General features: G+C 73.2%; 16 protein-coding genes, 1 tRNA gene and 1 rRNA gene. 10 read left to right on the plus strand and 8 right to left on the minus strand.

The window, feature by feature from the left end:
• Nucleotides 1–187: 187 nt before the first annotated feature.
• The 7 genes from HNR00_RS23780 to HNR00_RS23810 all read left to right on the plus strand — a co-directional run bounded on the left by HNR00_RS23780 (nucleotide 188) and on the right by HNR00_RS23810 (nucleotide 6,702).
• Nucleotides 188–847 (plus strand): cytochrome b/b6 domain-containing protein, encoded by a 660-nt coding sequence (locus tag HNR00_RS23780; protein WP_183573748.1) that lies wholly within the window; start codon nucleotides 188–190, stop codon nucleotides 845–847.
• A complete protein-coding gene (locus HNR00_RS23785; protein WP_183573750.1) occupies nucleotides 844–1,617 on the plus strand; it encodes a molybdopterin-dependent oxidoreductase in 774 nt (257 codons plus the stop codon). Before HNR00_RS23780 ends, HNR00_RS23785 begins: the two co-directional genes overlap by 4 nt.
• A 59-nt stretch (nucleotides 1,618–1,676) precedes the next feature.
• The gene (locus HNR00_RS23790; RefSeq protein WP_246391053.1) at nucleotides 1,677–2,381 is read left to right on the plus strand and encodes a TIGR04282 family arsenosugar biosynthesis glycosyltransferase; all 705 of its coding nucleotides are present in this window, start codon (nucleotides 1,677–1,679) and stop codon (nucleotides 2,379–2,381) included.
• Nucleotides 2,382–2,389: 8 nt separating this feature from the next.
• Nucleotides 2,390–3,721, plus strand: coding sequence for an MptA/MptB family glycosyltransferase (locus HNR00_RS23795; protein ID WP_246391056.1), 1,332 nt, complete (start codon nucleotides 2,390–2,392; stop codon nucleotides 3,719–3,721).
• Nucleotides 3,721–4,776, plus strand: a complete 1,056-nt coding sequence (locus HNR00_RS23800) for a radical SAM protein (RefSeq protein WP_183573756.1) — start codon at nucleotides 3,721–3,723, stop codon at nucleotides 4,774–4,776. The genes HNR00_RS23795 and HNR00_RS23800 overlap by 1 nt, the downstream gene beginning before the upstream one ends.
• Before the next feature lie 13 nt (nucleotides 4,777–4,789).
• On the plus strand, nucleotides 4,790–5,494 hold the full coding sequence (locus HNR00_RS23805; RefSeq protein ID WP_183573758.1) for a glycosyltransferase family 2 protein: 705 nt from the start codon (nucleotides 4,790–4,792) through the stop codon (nucleotides 5,492–5,494).
• Nucleotides 5,495–5,556: 62 nt separating this feature from the next.
• Nucleotides 5,557–6,702 (plus strand): pyridoxal phosphate-dependent aminotransferase, encoded by a 1,146-nt coding sequence (locus HNR00_RS23810; RefSeq protein ID WP_183573760.1) that lies wholly within the window; start codon nucleotides 5,557–5,559, stop codon nucleotides 6,700–6,702.
• 6 nt (nucleotides 6,703–6,708) lie between these two features.
• Here HNR00_RS23810 and HNR00_RS23815 read toward each other — a convergent pair whose 3' ends face one another.
• The 6 genes from HNR00_RS23815 to HNR00_RS23840 all read right to left on the minus strand — a co-directional run bounded on the left by HNR00_RS23815 (nucleotide 6,709) and on the right by HNR00_RS23840 (nucleotide 12,899).
• A complete protein-coding gene (locus HNR00_RS23815; protein ID WP_183573762.1) occupies nucleotides 6,709–7,596 on the minus strand; it encodes a LysR family transcriptional regulator in 888 nt (295 codons plus the stop codon).
• A gap of 92 nt (nucleotides 7,597–7,688) precedes the next feature.
• Nucleotides 7,689–7,949 (minus strand): hypothetical protein, encoded by a 261-nt coding sequence (locus HNR00_RS23820; RefSeq protein WP_183573764.1) that lies wholly within the window; start codon nucleotides 7,947–7,949, stop codon nucleotides 7,689–7,691.
• 105 nt (nucleotides 7,950–8,054) lie between these two features.
• Nucleotides 8,055–9,794 carry a patatin-like phospholipase family protein gene (locus HNR00_RS23825; protein WP_183573766.1) on the minus strand — a complete coding sequence of 580 codons (1,740 nt, stop codon included), beginning with the start codon at nucleotides 9,792–9,794 and terminating at the stop codon, nucleotides 8,055–8,057.
• Nucleotides 9,791–10,984 (minus strand): DUF3095 family protein, encoded by a 1,194-nt coding sequence (locus HNR00_RS23830; protein ID WP_183573767.1) that lies wholly within the window; start codon nucleotides 10,982–10,984, stop codon nucleotides 9,791–9,793. The genes HNR00_RS23825 and HNR00_RS23830 overlap by 4 nt, the downstream gene beginning before the upstream one ends.
• Nucleotides 10,985–11,046: 62 nt before the next feature.
• Nucleotides 11,047–11,340, minus strand: a complete 294-nt coding sequence (locus HNR00_RS23835) for a hypothetical protein (RefSeq protein ID WP_183573768.1) — start codon at nucleotides 11,338–11,340, stop codon at nucleotides 11,047–11,049.
• A 302-nt stretch (nucleotides 11,341–11,642) separates the two neighbouring features.
• A complete protein-coding gene (locus HNR00_RS23840) occupies nucleotides 11,643–12,899 on the minus strand; it encodes a glycosyltransferase (RefSeq protein ID WP_183573769.1) in 1,257 nt (418 codons plus the stop codon).
• Nucleotides 12,900–13,122: 223 nt separating this feature from the next.
• On the opposite strand from HNR00_RS23840, the gene HNR00_RS23845 reads away from it, so the two are divergent.
• Genes HNR00_RS23845 through HNR00_RS23855 form a run of 3 tightly spaced genes read left to right on the plus strand, consistent with a single transcriptional unit; the run spans nucleotide 13,123 to nucleotide 15,930 of the window.
• On the plus strand, nucleotides 13,123–13,353 hold the full coding sequence (locus HNR00_RS23845) for a ferredoxin (protein WP_183573770.1): 231 nt from the start codon (nucleotides 13,123–13,125) through the stop codon (nucleotides 13,351–13,353).
• 8 nt (nucleotides 13,354–13,361) lie between these two features.
• Nucleotides 13,362–14,699, plus strand: a complete 1,338-nt coding sequence (locus HNR00_RS23850) for an NAD(P)/FAD-dependent oxidoreductase (RefSeq protein ID WP_246391059.1) — start codon at nucleotides 13,362–13,364, stop codon at nucleotides 14,697–14,699.
• Entirely contained in the window at nucleotides 14,692–15,930 is a 1,239-nt protein-coding gene (locus tag HNR00_RS23855; protein ID WP_183573771.1) for a cytochrome P450, read from the plus strand. Before HNR00_RS23850 ends, HNR00_RS23855 begins: the two co-directional genes overlap by 8 nt.
• 343 nt (nucleotides 15,931–16,273) lie before the next feature.
• Here HNR00_RS23855 and HNR00_RS23860 read toward each other — a convergent pair.
• Nucleotides 16,274–16,350, minus strand: a tRNA-Met gene (locus HNR00_RS23860).
• Nucleotides 16,351–16,491: 141 nt separating this feature from the next.
• Nucleotides 16,492–16,607, minus strand: a 5S ribosomal RNA gene (gene rrf / locus HNR00_RS23865).
• Nucleotides 16,608–16,789: the final 182 nt, after the last annotated feature.

Consider the following 16,789-nt stretch of genomic DNA (forward strand, 5'->3'; position numbering starts at 1 on the left):
GCCGTCGGCGAACTGGGTGACGGCCCGTCCGCAGACCGGCCGATCATCGTCCGGACGGGTCATTTCTGGCAAGCGGCCGTCCCTGGCGAAACGATGACATTTGAGCATCGGGAAGATCAGAAAACGTCATCAATCTTCGCTCGGCAGCGATGGTAACCAAGCGGGGCCACCGGACGAAAGGACCGTCATGAGCGCCTCGAATCCCATTGATGCCGCCCCCGGCGGCCGACGCCTTCATCCCTGGCCGGTCCGGATCATGCATTGGATCAATGCAGGAGCGATGATCGTGATGATCGGTTCGGGCTGGGGCATCTACAACGACTCGGTCATCGTCCACGGCCTGTACTTCCCGCAGGCCGTGCGGATCGGCTCGTGGGCGGCCGAGAGCCTGCTCTGGCACTTCGCCGCCATGTGGGTGCTGGCCCTGAACGGCCTCGCCTACCTGATCTACGGCTTCGCGACCGGACGGTTCCGCGAGCGGCTGCTGCCGATCCGGGTCGCCGACGTGATCGCGACCGTGCGCGAGACCCTGCTGTTCAAGATCGCGCACGACGACCTGACCGTCTACAACGCGGTCCAGAAGATCCTCTACATCGTCGCGATCCTCGCGGGCGTGCTGCAGGTGATCACCGGCCTCGCGATCTGGAAGCCCGTGCAGTTCTCCGGGCTCGTCGAGCTGTTCGGCGGCTTCCAGGGGGCGCGGCTGGCGCATTTCCTCGGCATGGCCGTCCTCGTCGGCTTCCTCGCCGTCCACGTGACGCTGGCGCTGCTCGTGCCACAGACCATCCGGGCGATGCTGACCGGCGGCCCGCGCCTGCGCGCACCGGGCGCGGGAGGTTCCCGATGAGATCGCCGTTCCGTCCGAAGGTGCTCCCGGATCCGCGCATCCTCGACGACCACGGGCCGGAAATTCGCGCGCTGGAGCGGCGCGGCTTTCTGCGCGGCGGGCTCTCGCTCGGCGCGCTGACGATGCTGACGGGATGCGACGTCGGCGATTCCACCGCGATCGGCAAGGCGCTGCGGGCGGTCTCGTCCTTCAACGACGGGGTCCAGGCCGCGCTGTTCGATCCCGACAAGCTCGCGCCGGAATATCCGGAAAGCATGGTCCTGAAGCCGCCGCGCTTCAACGCCTACTACCCGATCGAGGAGGTGAAGCCGGTCGACGGCGAGACCTGGCGCCTCGAAGTTGCGGGCCTCGTCGAGAGCAAGCGCCCCTGGACGCGCTCCGACATCGCCGCGCTGCCGGAGAAGGAGATCATCATCCGTCACATCTGCGTCGAGGGCTGGGACTATATCGGCCAGTGGTCCGGCGTGCCCCTGCGGACCTTCCTCGAACGGATCGGCGCCGACCTGAAGGCCAAGTACGTGTCCTTCCTGACCGCCGACGACTATCCGAGCAGCATCGACATGGCGACCGCCCTGCACCCGCAGACGCTGCTCGCGACCAAGTACGCCCGCGAGACGCTGCCCGACCCGTTCGGCTATCCCCTGCGCCTGCGCACGTCGACGAAGCTCGGCTTCAAGAACCCCAAATGGATCACCGCGATCGAGGTGGGCAACGTCTATCGGCCGGGCTACTGGGAGAGCCGGGGCTTCAACTGGCACAGCGGCCTGTGAGCGGGGCGGGCGCCCCCACGGCCCGCGGCGTTCCGGCTCCCAGCTGCGCCGTCGGCATCATGGCCAAGGCCCCCCGGGCCGGCCGCTCCAAGACCCGCCTGTGCCCGCCCCTGACCGGTGAGGAGGCCGCCGCGCTCAGCGGCGCCTTCCTGCGCGACACCGCCTCGAACGTCCGCGCTGCCGCGCGGCTGGCGCCGATCGCGGCCTACGCGGCCTACGCGCCGCTCGGGACCGAAGCACTGGTCGCGGCCCATGTCGGCGACGGCACCCAGCTCGTCCTCGCCGACGGCTCGCCGCCGATGCCCGCGCGCGTGCAGGGCTTCGGCCGCTGCCTGCTCCACGCCGTCCAGGGGATGCTCGATGCCGGCCACGCGGCGGCCTGCGTGCTCAGTTCCGACATCCCGACCCTGCCGACCCGCCTCATCGTCGCGGCGGCCCGCCACCTGCTGAGGCCCGGCGACCGGGCCGTGCTCGGCGCCTGCGACGACGGCGGCTACTACCTGCTGGGGCTCAAGGCGCCCCATGCCGAGATGTTCGCCGACATCGCCTGGAGCACGGATTCGGTGGCGGCTGCGACCCGGGATCGGGCCCGGGCGATCGGCCTCGACCTCGTCGAACTCGACCCCTGGTACGACGTGGACGACGCGCCCTCCCTCGGCTTGCTGCTGGCCGAGACCGGGGGCTACGCCGCTCCCGCGACGCGGGCTGTGATCGACCGGCTCGGCCTGCGGGAGCGGCTGGCCGAGAGGGCGGGCGCGGCATGACCTCGCCGATGGCGCGTCTGACCGGGCTCGGCGTCCTGCTCGTCCTGATCACCCTCGGCGCCCTGTCGCTGCACGTGCCGGGTGCCGATACCGTCGGATCGGTCGAGCGGGCCAACGTCTTCGTCGGCGTGCTGGCGCTCGGCGTCGGCGTCTACCTCCTGGCGGTCCGGTTGGTGCTGAAGGCCCCCCTTCCGCCGCGGGCGTTCTGGCTGATCCTGGCCGTCGCCGTGCTCCTGCGGGCGATGCTGCTGCCCTCGCTGCCGTTCCTGTCGAGCGACATCTACCGCTACGTCTGGGACGGGCAGGTCCAGGCGGCGGGCATCAACCCCTACCGCTACCTGCCGGTCGATCCGGCCCTCGAACCCTTGCGCGACCCGGCGGTGTTCCCCTGGATCAACCGGGCGAGCTACGCGCACACGATCTACCCGCCCGCGGCGCAGGCCGTGTTCGCGCTCGTCGGCCAGGTCACGGCGACGGTGACGGGCATGAAGCTCGCCATGGTCGGCTTCGAGGCCCTGGCGGTCCTCTGCCTCCTCGGGCTCCTGTCGCTGGCGCGGCTGCCGCGGGAACGGGTGCTGATCTACGCCTGGAACCCCCTCGCCCTGTGGTCCTTCGCCTGCGACGGCCACGTCGACGCGGTCGCGGTGGGGCTCCTGGCCCTCGCGCTCCTGTGCCGGGCGCGGGCACGGGAAGGGCTCGCCGGCGCCGTGCTGGCGGCGGCGGTGCTCGTCAAGTTCCTCCCCGTGGCGGCGGCTCCCGCCTTCCTGCGCGGCGGCCGGTTCTGGCGTCCGGCGCTGGCGGGCCTCGCCGTCATCGTCGTCCTCTACCTGCCCTACCTCTCCGCGGGCCCGCAGGTGTTCGGCTTCCTCCAGGGCTACGGCGACGAGGAGGGCTACCGCTCCGGGCAGGGCTTCTGGCTGCTGGCGGGTCTCGCCCACCTCGTGCCGCTGCCGGACGGGGCCGGAATGGCCTACCTGATCGGCGCGGCGGTGCTGCTCGCCGTGCTCGCCCTGCGGATCGCCCGCGCGCCCGCGCTCGGCGGCCCCGCGGCGACCGTGGCCCTGTGCCGGGACACGGCGATCCTGACCGCCTGCACCACCGCGGCGGCGAACCCGCACTACGCTTGGTACTACCCCTGGCTTGCCGTGCCGGCCACGGTCGCGCCGGTCCCGGCGGTGGTCTGGCTCTCGGCCGCGCCCGTGTTGTTCTACGTCGACCCGTTCAACGAGCGCTTCTTCTGGCCCGGCCTCGTCTTCGTGCCGGCGATCGGCCTCGCCCTGCGCGACCTGTTGCGGGCCCGGGCCCCGACTCCCATCCGAGCCCTTGAAGGACAGCCCTGATGTCGGCCGCACCCGCCCTGAAGGACCCGCGCCGCTATTTCGAGGAGGTCGGCCGCGCGCGCGCGCCCGAGGCCGAGGCGCCGCCGGTCTGCCTCTACCTGGAGGTGACGAACCGCTGCAATCTCCTGTGCGAGACCTGCCCGCGCACCTTCGAGGAGCTGGAGCCCCCGGCCGACATGAGCTGGGCGCTGTTCACCAGGATCGTCGATCAGGTGCCGGACATCGCCCGCGTGGTGCTGCACGGGGTCGGCGAGCCGATGCTGGTCGCCGATCTGCCGCGGATGATCCGCTACCTGAAGGACCGCGGCACCTACGTCCTGTTCAACACGAACGGCACGCTGATGCGGGAGAAGCGCTTCCAGGAGCTGATCGACAGCGGCCTCGACGAACTGCGCGTCTCGCTCGACGCGGCCGACCGCGCCTCCTACCTGCGGGTGCGCGGCCGGGACTTCTTCGATCGGATCGTGCGCGACGTCGGCCGGTTCGTCGCCTACCGGAACCGGATCGGCGCGGCCAAGCCCGCCGTCTCGCTCTGGCTGACCGGCATGAAGGAGACGGTGGATCAGCTCCCCGCCTTCGTGCGGATCGCGGCCGCGATGGGCGTCACCGAGGTCCACCTCCAGCGCCTCGTCTTCGACGAGGCCGGCTACGGCATGGCCCGGGCCGACCTCTCGCTGTTCGAGTCGACGCAGGGCGAGGAACGCGCCGCGATCGAGGCCGCGCAGGCCCTCGGGCGCGAACTCGGCGTAAGCCTCGACGCCTCGGGCGCCACCGAGCCGGGCCTGAGCCTCAAGCGCCAGGACGAGGATCAGCCCTGGGCCACCTGCCGGCGGCCCTGGTCGCTGATGTACTTCACCGCCCACGGCCGGGCGCTGCCCTGCTGCATCGCGCCCTTCTCGGCGCGCGGCTACGGGAACTACACGCTGGGCGACGCCACCCAGCAGAGCCTGCGCGCGATCTGGAACAGCCCGGCCTACCGCGACTTCCGCACGTCCCTGCTCTCCGACGCGCCTCCGGCACCCTGCCGGAACTGCGGGTTGCGCTGGAGCCTGTGACCCCGTGCAACCCGTGAGCGTCGTCATCCCGACCCTGAACGAGGCCGGCACGATCGGCGACGTGGTCCGCGAGATCCCGCGGGCCTTCGCGGGCGACGTCGTCGTCGCCGACAGCGGCAGCCGCGACGACACGGTCCGCATCGCCCGGGCGGCGGGCGCGCGGGTGATCGACGCGGGCCGCGGCTACGGCCGGGCCTGCGCCCGCGGGGTCGAGGCCGCCGATCCGACGAGCCGCGTCATCGTCTTCATGGACGGCGACGGCGCCGACCGCGGCGACCTCATCGAGCGGATCGCCGGCCCGGTGCTCGCCGGCGAGCGGGACTTCGTCCTCGCCTCGCGCACCCGCGGCGAGCGGGAGGCCGGCGCCATGCTCTGGCACCAAGTGCTCGCCGGGCGTCTGGCGGGATGGGGCATCGGGGCGCTCTACGGCGCAAGCTACAGCGACATGTGCGCCTTCCGCGCCATCGACCGGGCCGCGCTCGGTGCCCTGAACCTGCGCGAGACGACCTACGGCTGGAACATCGAGATGCAGATGCAGGCGGCCCGCGCGGGGCTGCGGATCGCCGAGGTGCCGCTGCCCTATCGCCGCCGCGCGGCCGGCGACTCGAAGGTGGCCGGCTCGCTCGGGGGCACGCTGCGGGCGGGCAGCCGGATCGTCGCGACCTTCCTGCGCGTCGCGGCGACGCCCGCGCCCGTGAACCCGCGGCCGGGGCCATGAGGGAGCCATGAGGGAGCCATGAGGGAGCCATGAGGGAGCCATGAGGGAGCCATGAGGGAGCCATGAGGGAGCCCTTCGCACTCGCCAACTACCTCAGCCGGTGGATCCCGACCGTCCGCCACGACCTCGCCTCGTCCGATTCCGAGACGACGCGGCTCACCGACCTCCTCGACCTCGCCGGCCCGGACGACCGCGACCGCTGGCACGGGCTCGGCTTCGGCTATCTCGATCCGCGCGGGGCGGCGTGGCTGCGCGCCGCCGTGGCCGCGCGTCACGGGGGGCTCGGCACCGACGACGTGCTCTGCTGCGCCGGGGCGCAGGAGGCTCTGGCCTGCGTGACCGCGGCCCTGCTGACGCCCGCCGACCACGCCGTGGTGGTCCTGCCGATCTACCAGCCCTCCGAGGAGGCGGTGACCGCGCGCTGCGCCGCCAGCGGCGTGCCGCTGCGGGAGGAGGCCGGGGGCTGGCGCCTCGACGTCGCCGAGGTCGCGGCGGCGCTGCGGCCTGAGACCCGGCTCGTCCTCATGAACATGCCCAACAGCCCGACCGGGGCGGCGCTCGATCCGGAGACGGCGGCCGATCTCGTCGCGCTCTGCCGCCGCCGCGGGCTCTGGCTCGTCGGCGACGAGGTCTACCGGCACACGCCCGCGAGGGGCGGAACGCCTCCGGTCGCCGATCTCTACGAGCGGGGCGTGTCGATCGACAGCCTGTCGAAGGGCTTCGGCCTCGCGGGGCTCCGGGTCGGCTGGATCGCCTGCCGCGACCGCAGCCTCCTGGCCGCGGCGCTCAACGCCAAGAACCGGATGTCGAGCTGCCTCTCGGCGGCGAGCGAGGTACTGGCCCATATGGCGCTTCGCGCAGACGACCGCATCCCGGCCCGCAGCCGCGCCATCGGCGAGGGGAACCGGGCGCGCCTCGACGCCCTCGTCCTGCGGCACCCGGACCGGTTCGAGCCCGGCCCGTCCGACACCCTCGCCTTCGCCTTCCCGCGCTACCGCGGCCCCGAGGGCGCGGAGCGCTTCGCCCACGACCTCGCCCGCCGTGCCGACATCCTCGTGCTGCCGTCGAGCCTGTGGCGCTCGCGGCTCGGGCCCGTTCCGACGGATCGTCTGCGGATCGGGCTCGGCCGCCTCGGCGCGCCCGCGGCCCTCGACGCGCTCGACGCAGACCTGCATGCGACCGCCCCGCGGCGCGCGATGGCCGGATGATGGGAGCTACGCGCCCTCGTTCGTCCAGCCGTAACGATCCAGCGCCGCGAGCAGGGCGGCGATCGGGGGCGAGGGCCGGCGGCCTCCGATCGTCACGACGCAGACCTCGCGGGTCACGGCCGGATCGACGAAGGGCACCAGCGCGAGGCCCGGGACGGTCGCCGAGAACGCGGGCAGGAAGCACACCCCCATGTCGGCCGCCACCATGCTCTGGATCCAGTCCTCGCGCTCGCTGCGGTGGGCGCGGCGGATGCTCACGCCGCGCTCCGCCAGCATCTGCGCGAGCCGGTCCCGGTACTCGCAGTGGATGCGCTGGAGGTAGGTCTGACCTTCGAGGTCGCCCGCCGCGACCGCCTCGCGCCCGGCGAAGGAATGGGTCGGCCCGCAGGCGATGACGAACGGCTCGCGGTAGAGCGCGCGCGCGCGGTGGGGCGGCTCGAACCCGTCCGGATCGGAGATGATCGCGACGTCGAGGTCGCCGGATCGCAAAAGATCCTTCAGCGCGGACGACACGCCCTCGATCAGCGTCAGCTCGACGCCCGGATGCGCGACGCGGAACGTGTTGAGGAAGCCGGTGAAGCGCACCGGCCCGACCGAGCACATCACGCCGAGCCGGATCGGCGCGCCCTTGAGGCGCAGGAAGCTCTCGGCCGTGCGCTTGGCCTGGCTCGCCTGCACGATCATCTCGCGCAGGCTCGGTTCGAGCAGCCGGCCGAGATCGGTGAGGTGGATGTTGCCCCGCTCGCGCGACACGAGCGGGCCGCCGAGTTCGTCCTCCAGCTTCCGGATCGCCCGGGTGAGCGCCGGCTGCGTGACGTGGCAGGCCTCCGCCGCCCGGGTGAAGCTGCGCGTCTCGCCGAGGGCGAGGAAGTAGCGGATCTCGTGGAGTTCCATGGTCTGGCCTGTTCGGGAGGCCTCGCGCGGGGGCGGCCGGGGGGCGCGGACCGCGGGGGGCGGAAGCGGGGAAGCCTCGCGGAGCCTGCCGCTCAGCAGCCCGTGCAGATCGCGGTGCGCACGAGGCGGTCGAGGCGCATGTCCAGGGCGGCCAGGGTCGGCGAAGTGCCGCGGCGCGCGTCGAGGGCGGCGCCCGGCGGCTTCGTCGTGCCGCCGGCGGACACCTGCCGGACTTGCGTCGAGGCGGAGAGGGTCGGCGCGCGGACCGGCTCCGAGGGACCGGCCGCGAGGGCAAGCGGAGCCGGGCCGGTCAGGGCGAGGGCGACGAGGAGGCTGCGGAGGGTGGCGGTCACGGCGTGTCTCCCGATGTGGACACGGGAGGTTTCGTCGCCGGGAGCGGGGCGTTACGCAAGGGATGCGTCCCCTCGTGCGGCGGCGCACGGGGTGCCCGGCGCCGCTCACGCTCCCGGTTCGGCCCAGGCGGCGAGGCGCCCGTCGGCGATGGCCTCGCGGGCGCAGGCGTAGCCGAGGGCGGCGGTGCTCTCGAAACTCGACCACGCCCGCAGGTCGACGCCCGAGAGCGCCGGCTTCAGGACCACGCTCGCCCGGCTCACCGCCATCATCGTCTGGGCGTCGCTCGAGACCGTGGCGGCGCGCAGCAATAGAGGCGCGATGGCCGGCATCGCCTCCGATGCGCCGAGCCAGCGCCGCAGGGCGCGTCCCCGCCAGGTCCGCGCCGGCACGGCCTGGAAGGCCATGTCGCTGCCGACGTCCACCGCGAGCACCGGCCCGCGGCCGGTCCGCGCCATCACGTCGGCGGGCAGGTTGTTCATCATGCCGCCGTCGACGAGCACGCCCTCCTGCGTGCAGACCGGCGGCAGCAGGCCGGGGATGGCGATGCTGGCGCGCAGGGCTGCGGCGAGCGGGCCCCGGCGATGGACCATCGCGCTGCCCGTCGTCAGGTTCGACGAGACGCAGAAGAACGGGAGCCAGAGGTTCTCGATCGATGCGCTCCCGAAGCGGTCCGCGAGGCCGGCATCGACCTTGGCGCCCCGCGTCAGGGCGAGGTAGGGCAGCGTGTAGTCGTTGAGCGGGTTGCGGCCGACGAAGGATTCGATCGTCCGCTCGCGGATCTCGGACAGCGCCCAGCCCATGGCGAGGCTCGCCGCGACGATCGCGCCCATGCTGGTGCCCCCGACCAGATCGATGGACAATCCGGCCTCGTCGAGCGCCTGCAGCACGCCGAGATGGGCGAGGCCCCGCGCGCCGCCGCCGCCGAGCACGAGCCCGCGGGCGCAGCCGCTGACGATCCGTGCCAGCCGCGCGAGGTCGGCCGGCCGCGATTCTCGCACGTGGATCGCGAGGGTGGTCGGCAGGGCGGCGACGTCCGGATGGACCGGGCGCGGCAGGGCGGCGGCGGCGTCCTGGCGGACGACGAGGTCCATGCGCATCCAGTCCGAGGCCGCGGAGCGCGCGAGGTAGACCGCCGCGCCGGGCCGGGGCGGCGCGCCAGGATCGGCCAGCAGCAGGACGTGGTCGGCGTGGCGCAGGCAGAGCTGACACCACGGGCAGTCGATCTCGTGCGCGACGAAGACGGTGCGGGCATGCGCCGCCTCGTAGGCGTGGAACCACGCCGCGTCGGCCTCCGGCGGCCACGCGTCGAGGCAGCCGGTCTTGCCCGGAAGGACGGCGTCGAGGGCGGCGGCGAGGTCGCGTCCGAAGCCGGCCGGGGCGGGACCCTCGGTCACGGCGAGCACGGCGAAGCTGCGCGGGCGATCGTCGAGGGGCTTGGCCTCGTAGACGGCGCGCAGCCGCTCGGCGAGCAGGCGGCCGAAATAGAGGAGGGTGGCCGGGTGGCGGGAGACCACCGCTTCGAAGGCCGGTCGCGTCAGGTGGAGGAGATGGGAATCGCGCAGGGCGGTGGCCGTGGCCGAGCGCGGCGCCGCCGAGAGCAGGGCCATCTCGCCGACGATCTCCGGCGGGTGGAGGCGCGCGATCCGGCGGGTCAGGCCGCTGCGCGGCTCGCGCGTCGAGATGCCGACGCTGCCCGAGACGAGGCAGTAGAGCCCGTCGCCCTCCTCGCCTTGCTCGAAGAGCGGCCGCCCGCCGGGCACCGCGAGCGAGACCATGCCGGCGGCGATGTCCCGGGCCGAGGCCTCGTCGAGTCCGGCCAGGAAGGGGATGTCGCGGGGGCTCATGCCCGGTCGGCCTTGAGCTGGAGCGCGGCCCGCGCGTAGCCGCCGTCCGCTCCGTCCACGAAATGCACGTGGTCGCCCCGCATCACAGAGGGCGTGATGCAGGTCACCACCGCGGCGTCCTGGCGGGAGAGGCCGAAGCGCAACAGGCCCGCCGCGCGCGCGACTTCCAGTGCATGCTCGATCGCCTCGGCGGTCGCCACCGGACAGGCGATCGTCAGGCGCAGGCCGTCGTCGTACTTGCGGAAATCGGCGTTGGCCGCGACGTGGCGGCGGTAGCGCCGGGACGAGAAGCCGGCGACGGGCAGCCCGGTCCGGAACACCGCATAGGAGACCAGGGACGCCAGGAGAAGGACCGCGCGGCGCAGGCGGCGCGACCCGAGCAGCGGCCCCGCGGCGGCGGCCCGGACCGCGAGACCCGACCAGGGATCGCGGATCGAGGGTCCCTGCGGCGGAAGCGGGCGCCCCATGTCCGGGCTCGCCTCGACCAGCGCCAGCACCGCGTCGAGGGCGGCGCGCAGGGAGGCCGGTTCGGCCCCCGGCTCCGGCGCGACGACGGCCGAGAGGACGATCCCGTCTTGAGGCGCCACCGGCTCGAACCTGCAGGACAGGCCGGTCAGGTCGGGCCGCGCCCCCGCCGGAGCCGGCGCCAGGGCGAAGGCGCCCGCCTTCGTCATCGCGTCGGCGAGCGACAGGCCGCCGCCGGTGAACATCGCGTAGTCGACGTGCTCCGAGGCGGCGTAGCGCGCCACGCGCAGGTCCGCGCCGGCGGCACGCAGGGCCGCAGCGGGGATCAGAGCGGCGCGCAGGTCGAGACCGAGATCCTCGCGCACCCAGGTCACCGTCGCGGCGAGCGCGCCCGCGACCGCCTCCCGATCCGGCGGGGCCACGAGCAGGCTCGCCCCGTCGCCGCCGAACACGAAGCCGAACGGCGCTCCGCCCAGGGCGTTGCGCACCGCCGCGATCGCGGCGACGCCCGCGACGTTCACCGCGTGGTAGCGCCCCCGCGCGATCGCGCCCGTCGAATCGAAGATGTCGCAGTGGGCGATCGCCCAGGAATCCGGGACGGGGACGTAGCGGCCCCCGTCGAGGACGTCGGCGAACCGTTCGAGCCTCGGCAGGCCCGCGTAGGAGAAGGGCGGCCCCGACACGGCGCCGGACCCCCGCTCGGGTGCATCGGCCGGGACCGTCATGCTGGTGCGGGCGCCTCCGCTCGATCCCGACACCCTACACGCAAACCGGCCGGGGCGGGATGCTACCGGCTCGATCCCTTGTGATCGCCGTACATCATCTCGGAATCGTCCGCGAAGGGCGAGTAGTCTCTGACCCTCTCCACCGCGATCAGCGCCATCATCTTCCCGTTGGGAAGCTTGACGACATTGAACTTGCGGCCGTTCTTGTCGGAGGCCACCGCGACCGACGCCTGCATCGGCGCGAACGGGGACAGCTCGAAGTTCGACCCGTAGGCGTCGATCGATCCGAGGGTCTGGCCCAGTGCCGGGCCCACCGCGGCGCCGACGAGAGCCAGCACGATTGCCGTACGCTTCATGTCCGGTCGCTCCCTGCATCGTGAGTGCGGGCGGCCGCGCCGGGGTCGGTCGCGCCATCCCGCCTCGCCTCGGCCTTAGCGGCCCGCGACGGCCTCCGTACAATGCCGAATCGGTATCGACGCGATGAGGAATCCGCGCGCGCCGCGCGTCGGTCGCGTCCGTCGGCATCGACACGATGACCAGACGGCATTGTGCGTGCCGCGCGGCGCGTGCCATCACCCGGAGGCAGCCCAGCTCCGGCGCGGTCGTCATGCCTCCGGTCGTCATCCACCGCGCGCCTCCGTCCACGCAACCGCCCCGCTCAGGCCCCGCCGTCGATCAGCGCCAGAACCTCGCGCGCCGTGTCGTGGCGGGCGAAGGCGGCGGCCAGAGCCGCGGCCCGCTCCGCGTAGCGGGCCGAGCCGAGCACCGCGTCGACCGCGCGACCGATCTCGGCCGTCGTCGGGCGGTTGCTGGCGAGGTTCACGCCCGCGCCCGACCATCCGATCCGCGCGCCGATCTCGCCCTTGTCCTCGGTCAGCCCGGCCGAGACGAGCGGCACGCCCGCCTGGAGCGCCGTCGAGACGCTGCCGTAGCCGCCGTTGGTGACGAGCAGGTCGACCTCGGGCAGGATCTCGCCGAAGGGCAGGAACGAGGCGACGCGGGCGTTGCGCGGCACGGCGATGCCGAGCGCCTCCACGGGGCGCCCGCCGGTCGTGGCGACAACGAGGAGGTCGTCGCGGTCGGCGAGCGCCAGCAGCGTCGGCTCGACGAGTTCGCCGAGGTCGTGGTTGGCGAGCGTGCCCTGGGTGACGAGCACGACGCGCCGCGCCGGGTCGCGCCGGGCCCACCAATCCGGCGCGCCGACCGTCGCGGGCGGCGGCGGCGGGGCGCCGACGAAGCGCAGGTTGGGCGGCAGCGGGCCGTAATCGTACTCGAAGTCCGGCACGCTCGCCTGGATGAACACGTCGGGCAGGGTGATGATCGACTGCGTGAGCGAGGCCGGCAGGCCGGGCAGGCCCGCCTCGGCGAGCCGGGCGTCGGCGGTGCGCCGCACCGGATCGGTGAAGGCCATGTCGACGCTGGCGCTGAGTGCGGCGTAGCCCGCGGCCTCCTCCGGGCTGCGCGCGGGCGGCAATCCGAAGCCGAGCGGTGCGCCGTCGGACCGTTCGAGGAAGAGGAAGCTCACGTTGTAGACGAGGATCCTCGGCCGCGGCGCCGGATCGAGCAGCAGGGGCAGAATGCCGAGCACCATGCTGCCGGCGACGACGACGTCGGGCCGCTCCTCGGCGATCAGGGCCTTGAGCCGCGCGGCTTGGCCCGGCATCGCGTCGATGAAGCGTCGCTCGAATTCGCGGCGCGAGCGCTCGGCCCCGGCCGGGATGTCGGTCGCGCGATACTCCGGCTCGCCTTCCGCGACGAGGCCGGCGAAGCGCAGGCCCGCCGCCCGGACCCTGTCCGCGAAGGCGGCCCCCGTCACGAACAGGACGCCGTCGCCGCGGGCCTGCGCGAGGCGGGCGAGCGACAGGAGCGGGTTGACGTGCCCCGTGAGGGGCGTGGCGACGAACAGGACTTTCATGGCGGCTTCCTTCGGGCAGGGCCGCCGGCGGCGCAGGTGCCGCCGGGGCCGGATGCCCGTCGTTTCGCCCCGCCGCGGCCGGCGTTACGGCGAGGCCGCGCGACCCGGCGCGCCGCGTGAGAAAGGGCACGCGCCGCGGTAACTTCGCCGGGCCGGCGCCGAATGACCGGGCGTGAACGTCGTCCCCGGTCCGCCCGGGACCGTCTTGAGGAGCATCCGCACCGTGCGTGTCGTCGTCGACCTCAACCGATGCCAGGGCTACGCGCAGTGCTGCTACGCGGCACCGCGCCGCTTCGAACTGCGCGGCCACGAGATCCTGTTCTACGACCCCGCCCCACCCGACACCGAGCGGGCCGAGATCGAGCGCGCCCTTCAGGCCTGCCCGGTGCGGGCCATCAGCCTCGCCTACGAGGACATCGATCCCGAGGCGGGGCCGGGCGCGGGGCGGCCATGAGCGGGGCCATGAGCGGGACCATGAGCGTGGCGCCCGAACCCGCCGGCATCGTGATCGTCGGCGCCTCGCTCGCCGGCCTGCGCGGCGCCGAGACCCTGCGGCAGGCCGGCTACGACGGCCCACTGACGATCGTCGGCGACGAGCCCTATCTGCCCTACGACCGGCCGCCCCTGTCCAAGCACGTCCTGGCGGGCGAACTGGCGCCCGACGCGACGCAGCTCCCGAACCTCGTACCCCTCGACGCCCGCTGGCGCCTCGGCCGACCCGCGATCACTCTCGACCCCGGCGCCCGGACGCTCACCCTGGCCGGCGGCGCGGTGCTGGGCTTCGACCGCCTGCTCGTCGCCACCGGCGCGCGGGCACGGCCGTGGCCGGACCCGGCGGGCGCGCGGCTCGCGGGCGTCCACACCCTGCGCGGACGCGACGACGCGGCCTCGCTGCGGGCTGACCTGGCGCGCGGTCCCGGCCACGTGGTGATCGTGGGCGCGGGCCTGATCGGCTGCGAGGCGGCCTCCTGCTGCCGCGACCTCGGCCTGCCCGTCACGCTCCTCGACCCCAACCCGGCGCCGCTGGCCCGCTCCCTGGGCGCGGTGGTCGGCGGCGTCCTCGCCGCCTGCCTGCGCGACGCGGGCGTCGATTTCCGGCCCGGCACCCAGGTCGCCGCGCTGGAGGGCGACGAGGCCGTCCGGCGCGTGCGCCTCGCCGACGGAGCGATCGTCGCGGCCGACCTCGTGATCGTCGCCCTCGGGGCAATGCGCGCGACCGGCTGGCTGGCGCAGTCCGGCCTGCGGGCCGATGTCGGCGGGGTGACCTGCGACGGCTTCTGCCGGGTCCTGGCCGCCGACGGCGCCCCCGTGCCGGCGGTCTACGCCGCGGGCGACGTCGCGCGCTGGCCCATCCCCCTCTACGGGGGGCGCCTCGTCAGCGTCGAGCACTGGGGCAACGCCGTCGAGCAGGGCCGGCACGCCGCGCGCAACATGCTGGCCGCCCCGGGCGACCAGCGCCCCTACGCGCATCTGCCGGCGTTCTGGTCGAGCCAGTTCGGCATCAACGTCAAGGCCGTCGGGCTCACCGAGGGCGCCGACTCCCTCGCGGTCGTGCAGGGCTCGCTGGCCGCACGCCGCTTCCTCGCCGTCTACGGCCGGGCGGGGCGCAGCATCGCCGCCGTCTCCTTCGACGAGGCGCGCTGGCTGCCGGCCTACGCGGAACGTGTCGCGGCGGGCGCGCCGTTCCCGCCGATCCGGCAGGCCACCGACCAGCCCGCGATCGTGCGCCACCCGCCCGGCTTCCCGAAGGCGCGCGGATCTGGGGCGGGGACGGGCACGACGGGAGGCCGGCATGGCTGACGACACGCTGTTCGCGCAGGTGCTCGACCCGGCCCACCGCGCCGACCCCTACCCGCTCTACGCGCGGCTGCGCGCGACGCCGGTCGCCCGCCAGAGCGACGGCAGGGTCGTCGTCAGCAGCCACGCGGCGATCCGCAGCCTGCTCCACGATCCCCGCCTCAGTTCGGAGGATCTGCCGCCCTCCCGGCGACCGCGCACCGGCAACCCGATCCGGGACTGGTTCCTGAACCCGATCAAGGACCGCATCGCCAACGCGCACCGCCCCCTGATCTTCCGCGATCCGCCGGACCACGACACCCTGCGCGCCTTCGTGATGGCCGAGTTCGGCATCGAGCGGGTCCGGGCACTGCACGGCCGGGTCGCCGGGCTGGTCGACGAGCTGATCGAGCGCTGCCGCGGTCGCAGCGAGGTGTGTCTCGTGGAGGATCTGTCCTACCCGCTGCCGGTGGCGGTGATCTGCGACCTGCTCGGCGTGCCCGAGGCGGACGAGCCCCAATTCCAGGCCTGGGCAACCCAGCTCGCCACGGCGCTGGAGCCGGACGCCCGCGCCGACGAGACGACCCGCCGCGCCAACGCCGCGACGTTCGACGCCATCGCCGCCTACATGCGGGCGCTCATCAAGCAGAAGCGCCGCCATCCAGCCGACGACATGCTGAGCGGTCTCGCCCGGCCCGCGCCGGGCCGGGGGCGGATGGGCGAGGTCGACCTGATCGCCACCGCGATTCTGCTGCTGGTGGCCGGCCACGAGACCACCGTGAACCTGATCACCAACGGGATGCTGACCCTGCTGCGCCACCCCGCCGAGTTGGAGCGGCTGAAGGCCGATCCCGAGCGCGCGCCACGGGTGATCGAGGAGCTGCTGCGCTACGAGCCCCCCGTGCACTTCCGGACCCGAAAGGCGCTCGGCGCGATCGACATCGGCGGCACCGTGATCCCCGAAGGCACGCCGGTCGTCCTGCTGTTCGCCGCCGGCAACCGCGACCCGGCGCGCTTCCGCGACCCGGACCGATTCGATCCCGACCGCGACGACATCGAGCATTTCGGCTTCGGCGGCGGCCTGCACTACTGCGTCGGCGCCCCGCTCGCCCGGATCGAGGTGGAGATTGCCCTCGTCGCTCTGTGCCGCCGCCTGCGCGACCCGAAGCTGCTGGCCGACCCGCCGCCCTACCGCCTCGGCGCCTCGCTGCGCGGTCCGGAGCGGCTCGGCATCAGAATCGCGGGGATCTGGTGAGGATCTCCGGCGGCCGACGGTCGGGTGCGCGTCTCAGGCTGGGAGATAGGCGGTGTGTTCGATTACATCGAACGCGTCTAGATGTTTGGTTCCGGCATGTGGTGTGACGGATCGATCCTGAACCGTTCGGGCTTTTTGGTCCGGTCTTGGCACCAGCTCCGCCCTGTTTTCATGTGCCCATCATGTGCCATGGAGTTTTTGGCGAGGGATGGGAGCCGGTCGTAGGGAGGCAGGTAAGTCTCTGTAAAAACTTGGGAATGTGTCGTAACGCGTGGGACGCGATGTCAGAACGCAGAAAGGCCCGCGCGAGGCGGGCTATCTGGTTGATATTGTTCTTGGATTTTGGTTGCGGGGGTAGGATTTGAACCTACGACCTTCAGGTTATGAGCCTGACGAGCTACCGGGCTGCTCCACCCCGCGGTGATGGTGGTGTCTGGTGGGGCCGTCCGTGGGGTGAGCGGATATCGACGCGCTCGGACAGCGGGCGATCGGACGGCCCCGGGGGCCCGCGATCGTGGCGAGGGAATGGGGTCGGGTGTGAGGTGATCTTGTGCTGGGCAGGCCTGGCGGCGACCGACTCTCCCGTGTCTTGAGACACAGTACCATGGGCGCTGGTGCGTTTGACGGCCGAGTTCGAGATGGGATCGGGTCCTGGGCACACCGCTCAGGCCACCAGGCCGGCGCAGCACAAGATTTTTGTCACTTTGGGGTTCGGCAAGCAGGACCGGCGGCGCGTGCCGGCGGTGGTCTTCGATCGTGTTGGTGTGTGGCGTCTGACGGCATCCGCTTGGCAGCGGCTGCCGGTCAGTCTCGGACACGGATCATGAGAGCGATCAAGCCGATCGGGCGATTAGTACCG

It is taken from the genome of Methylorubrum rhodinum, from assembly GCF_014199935.1.
GTDB lineage: Bacteria > Pseudomonadota > Alphaproteobacteria > Rhizobiales > Beijerinckiaceae > Methylobacterium > Methylobacterium rhodinum.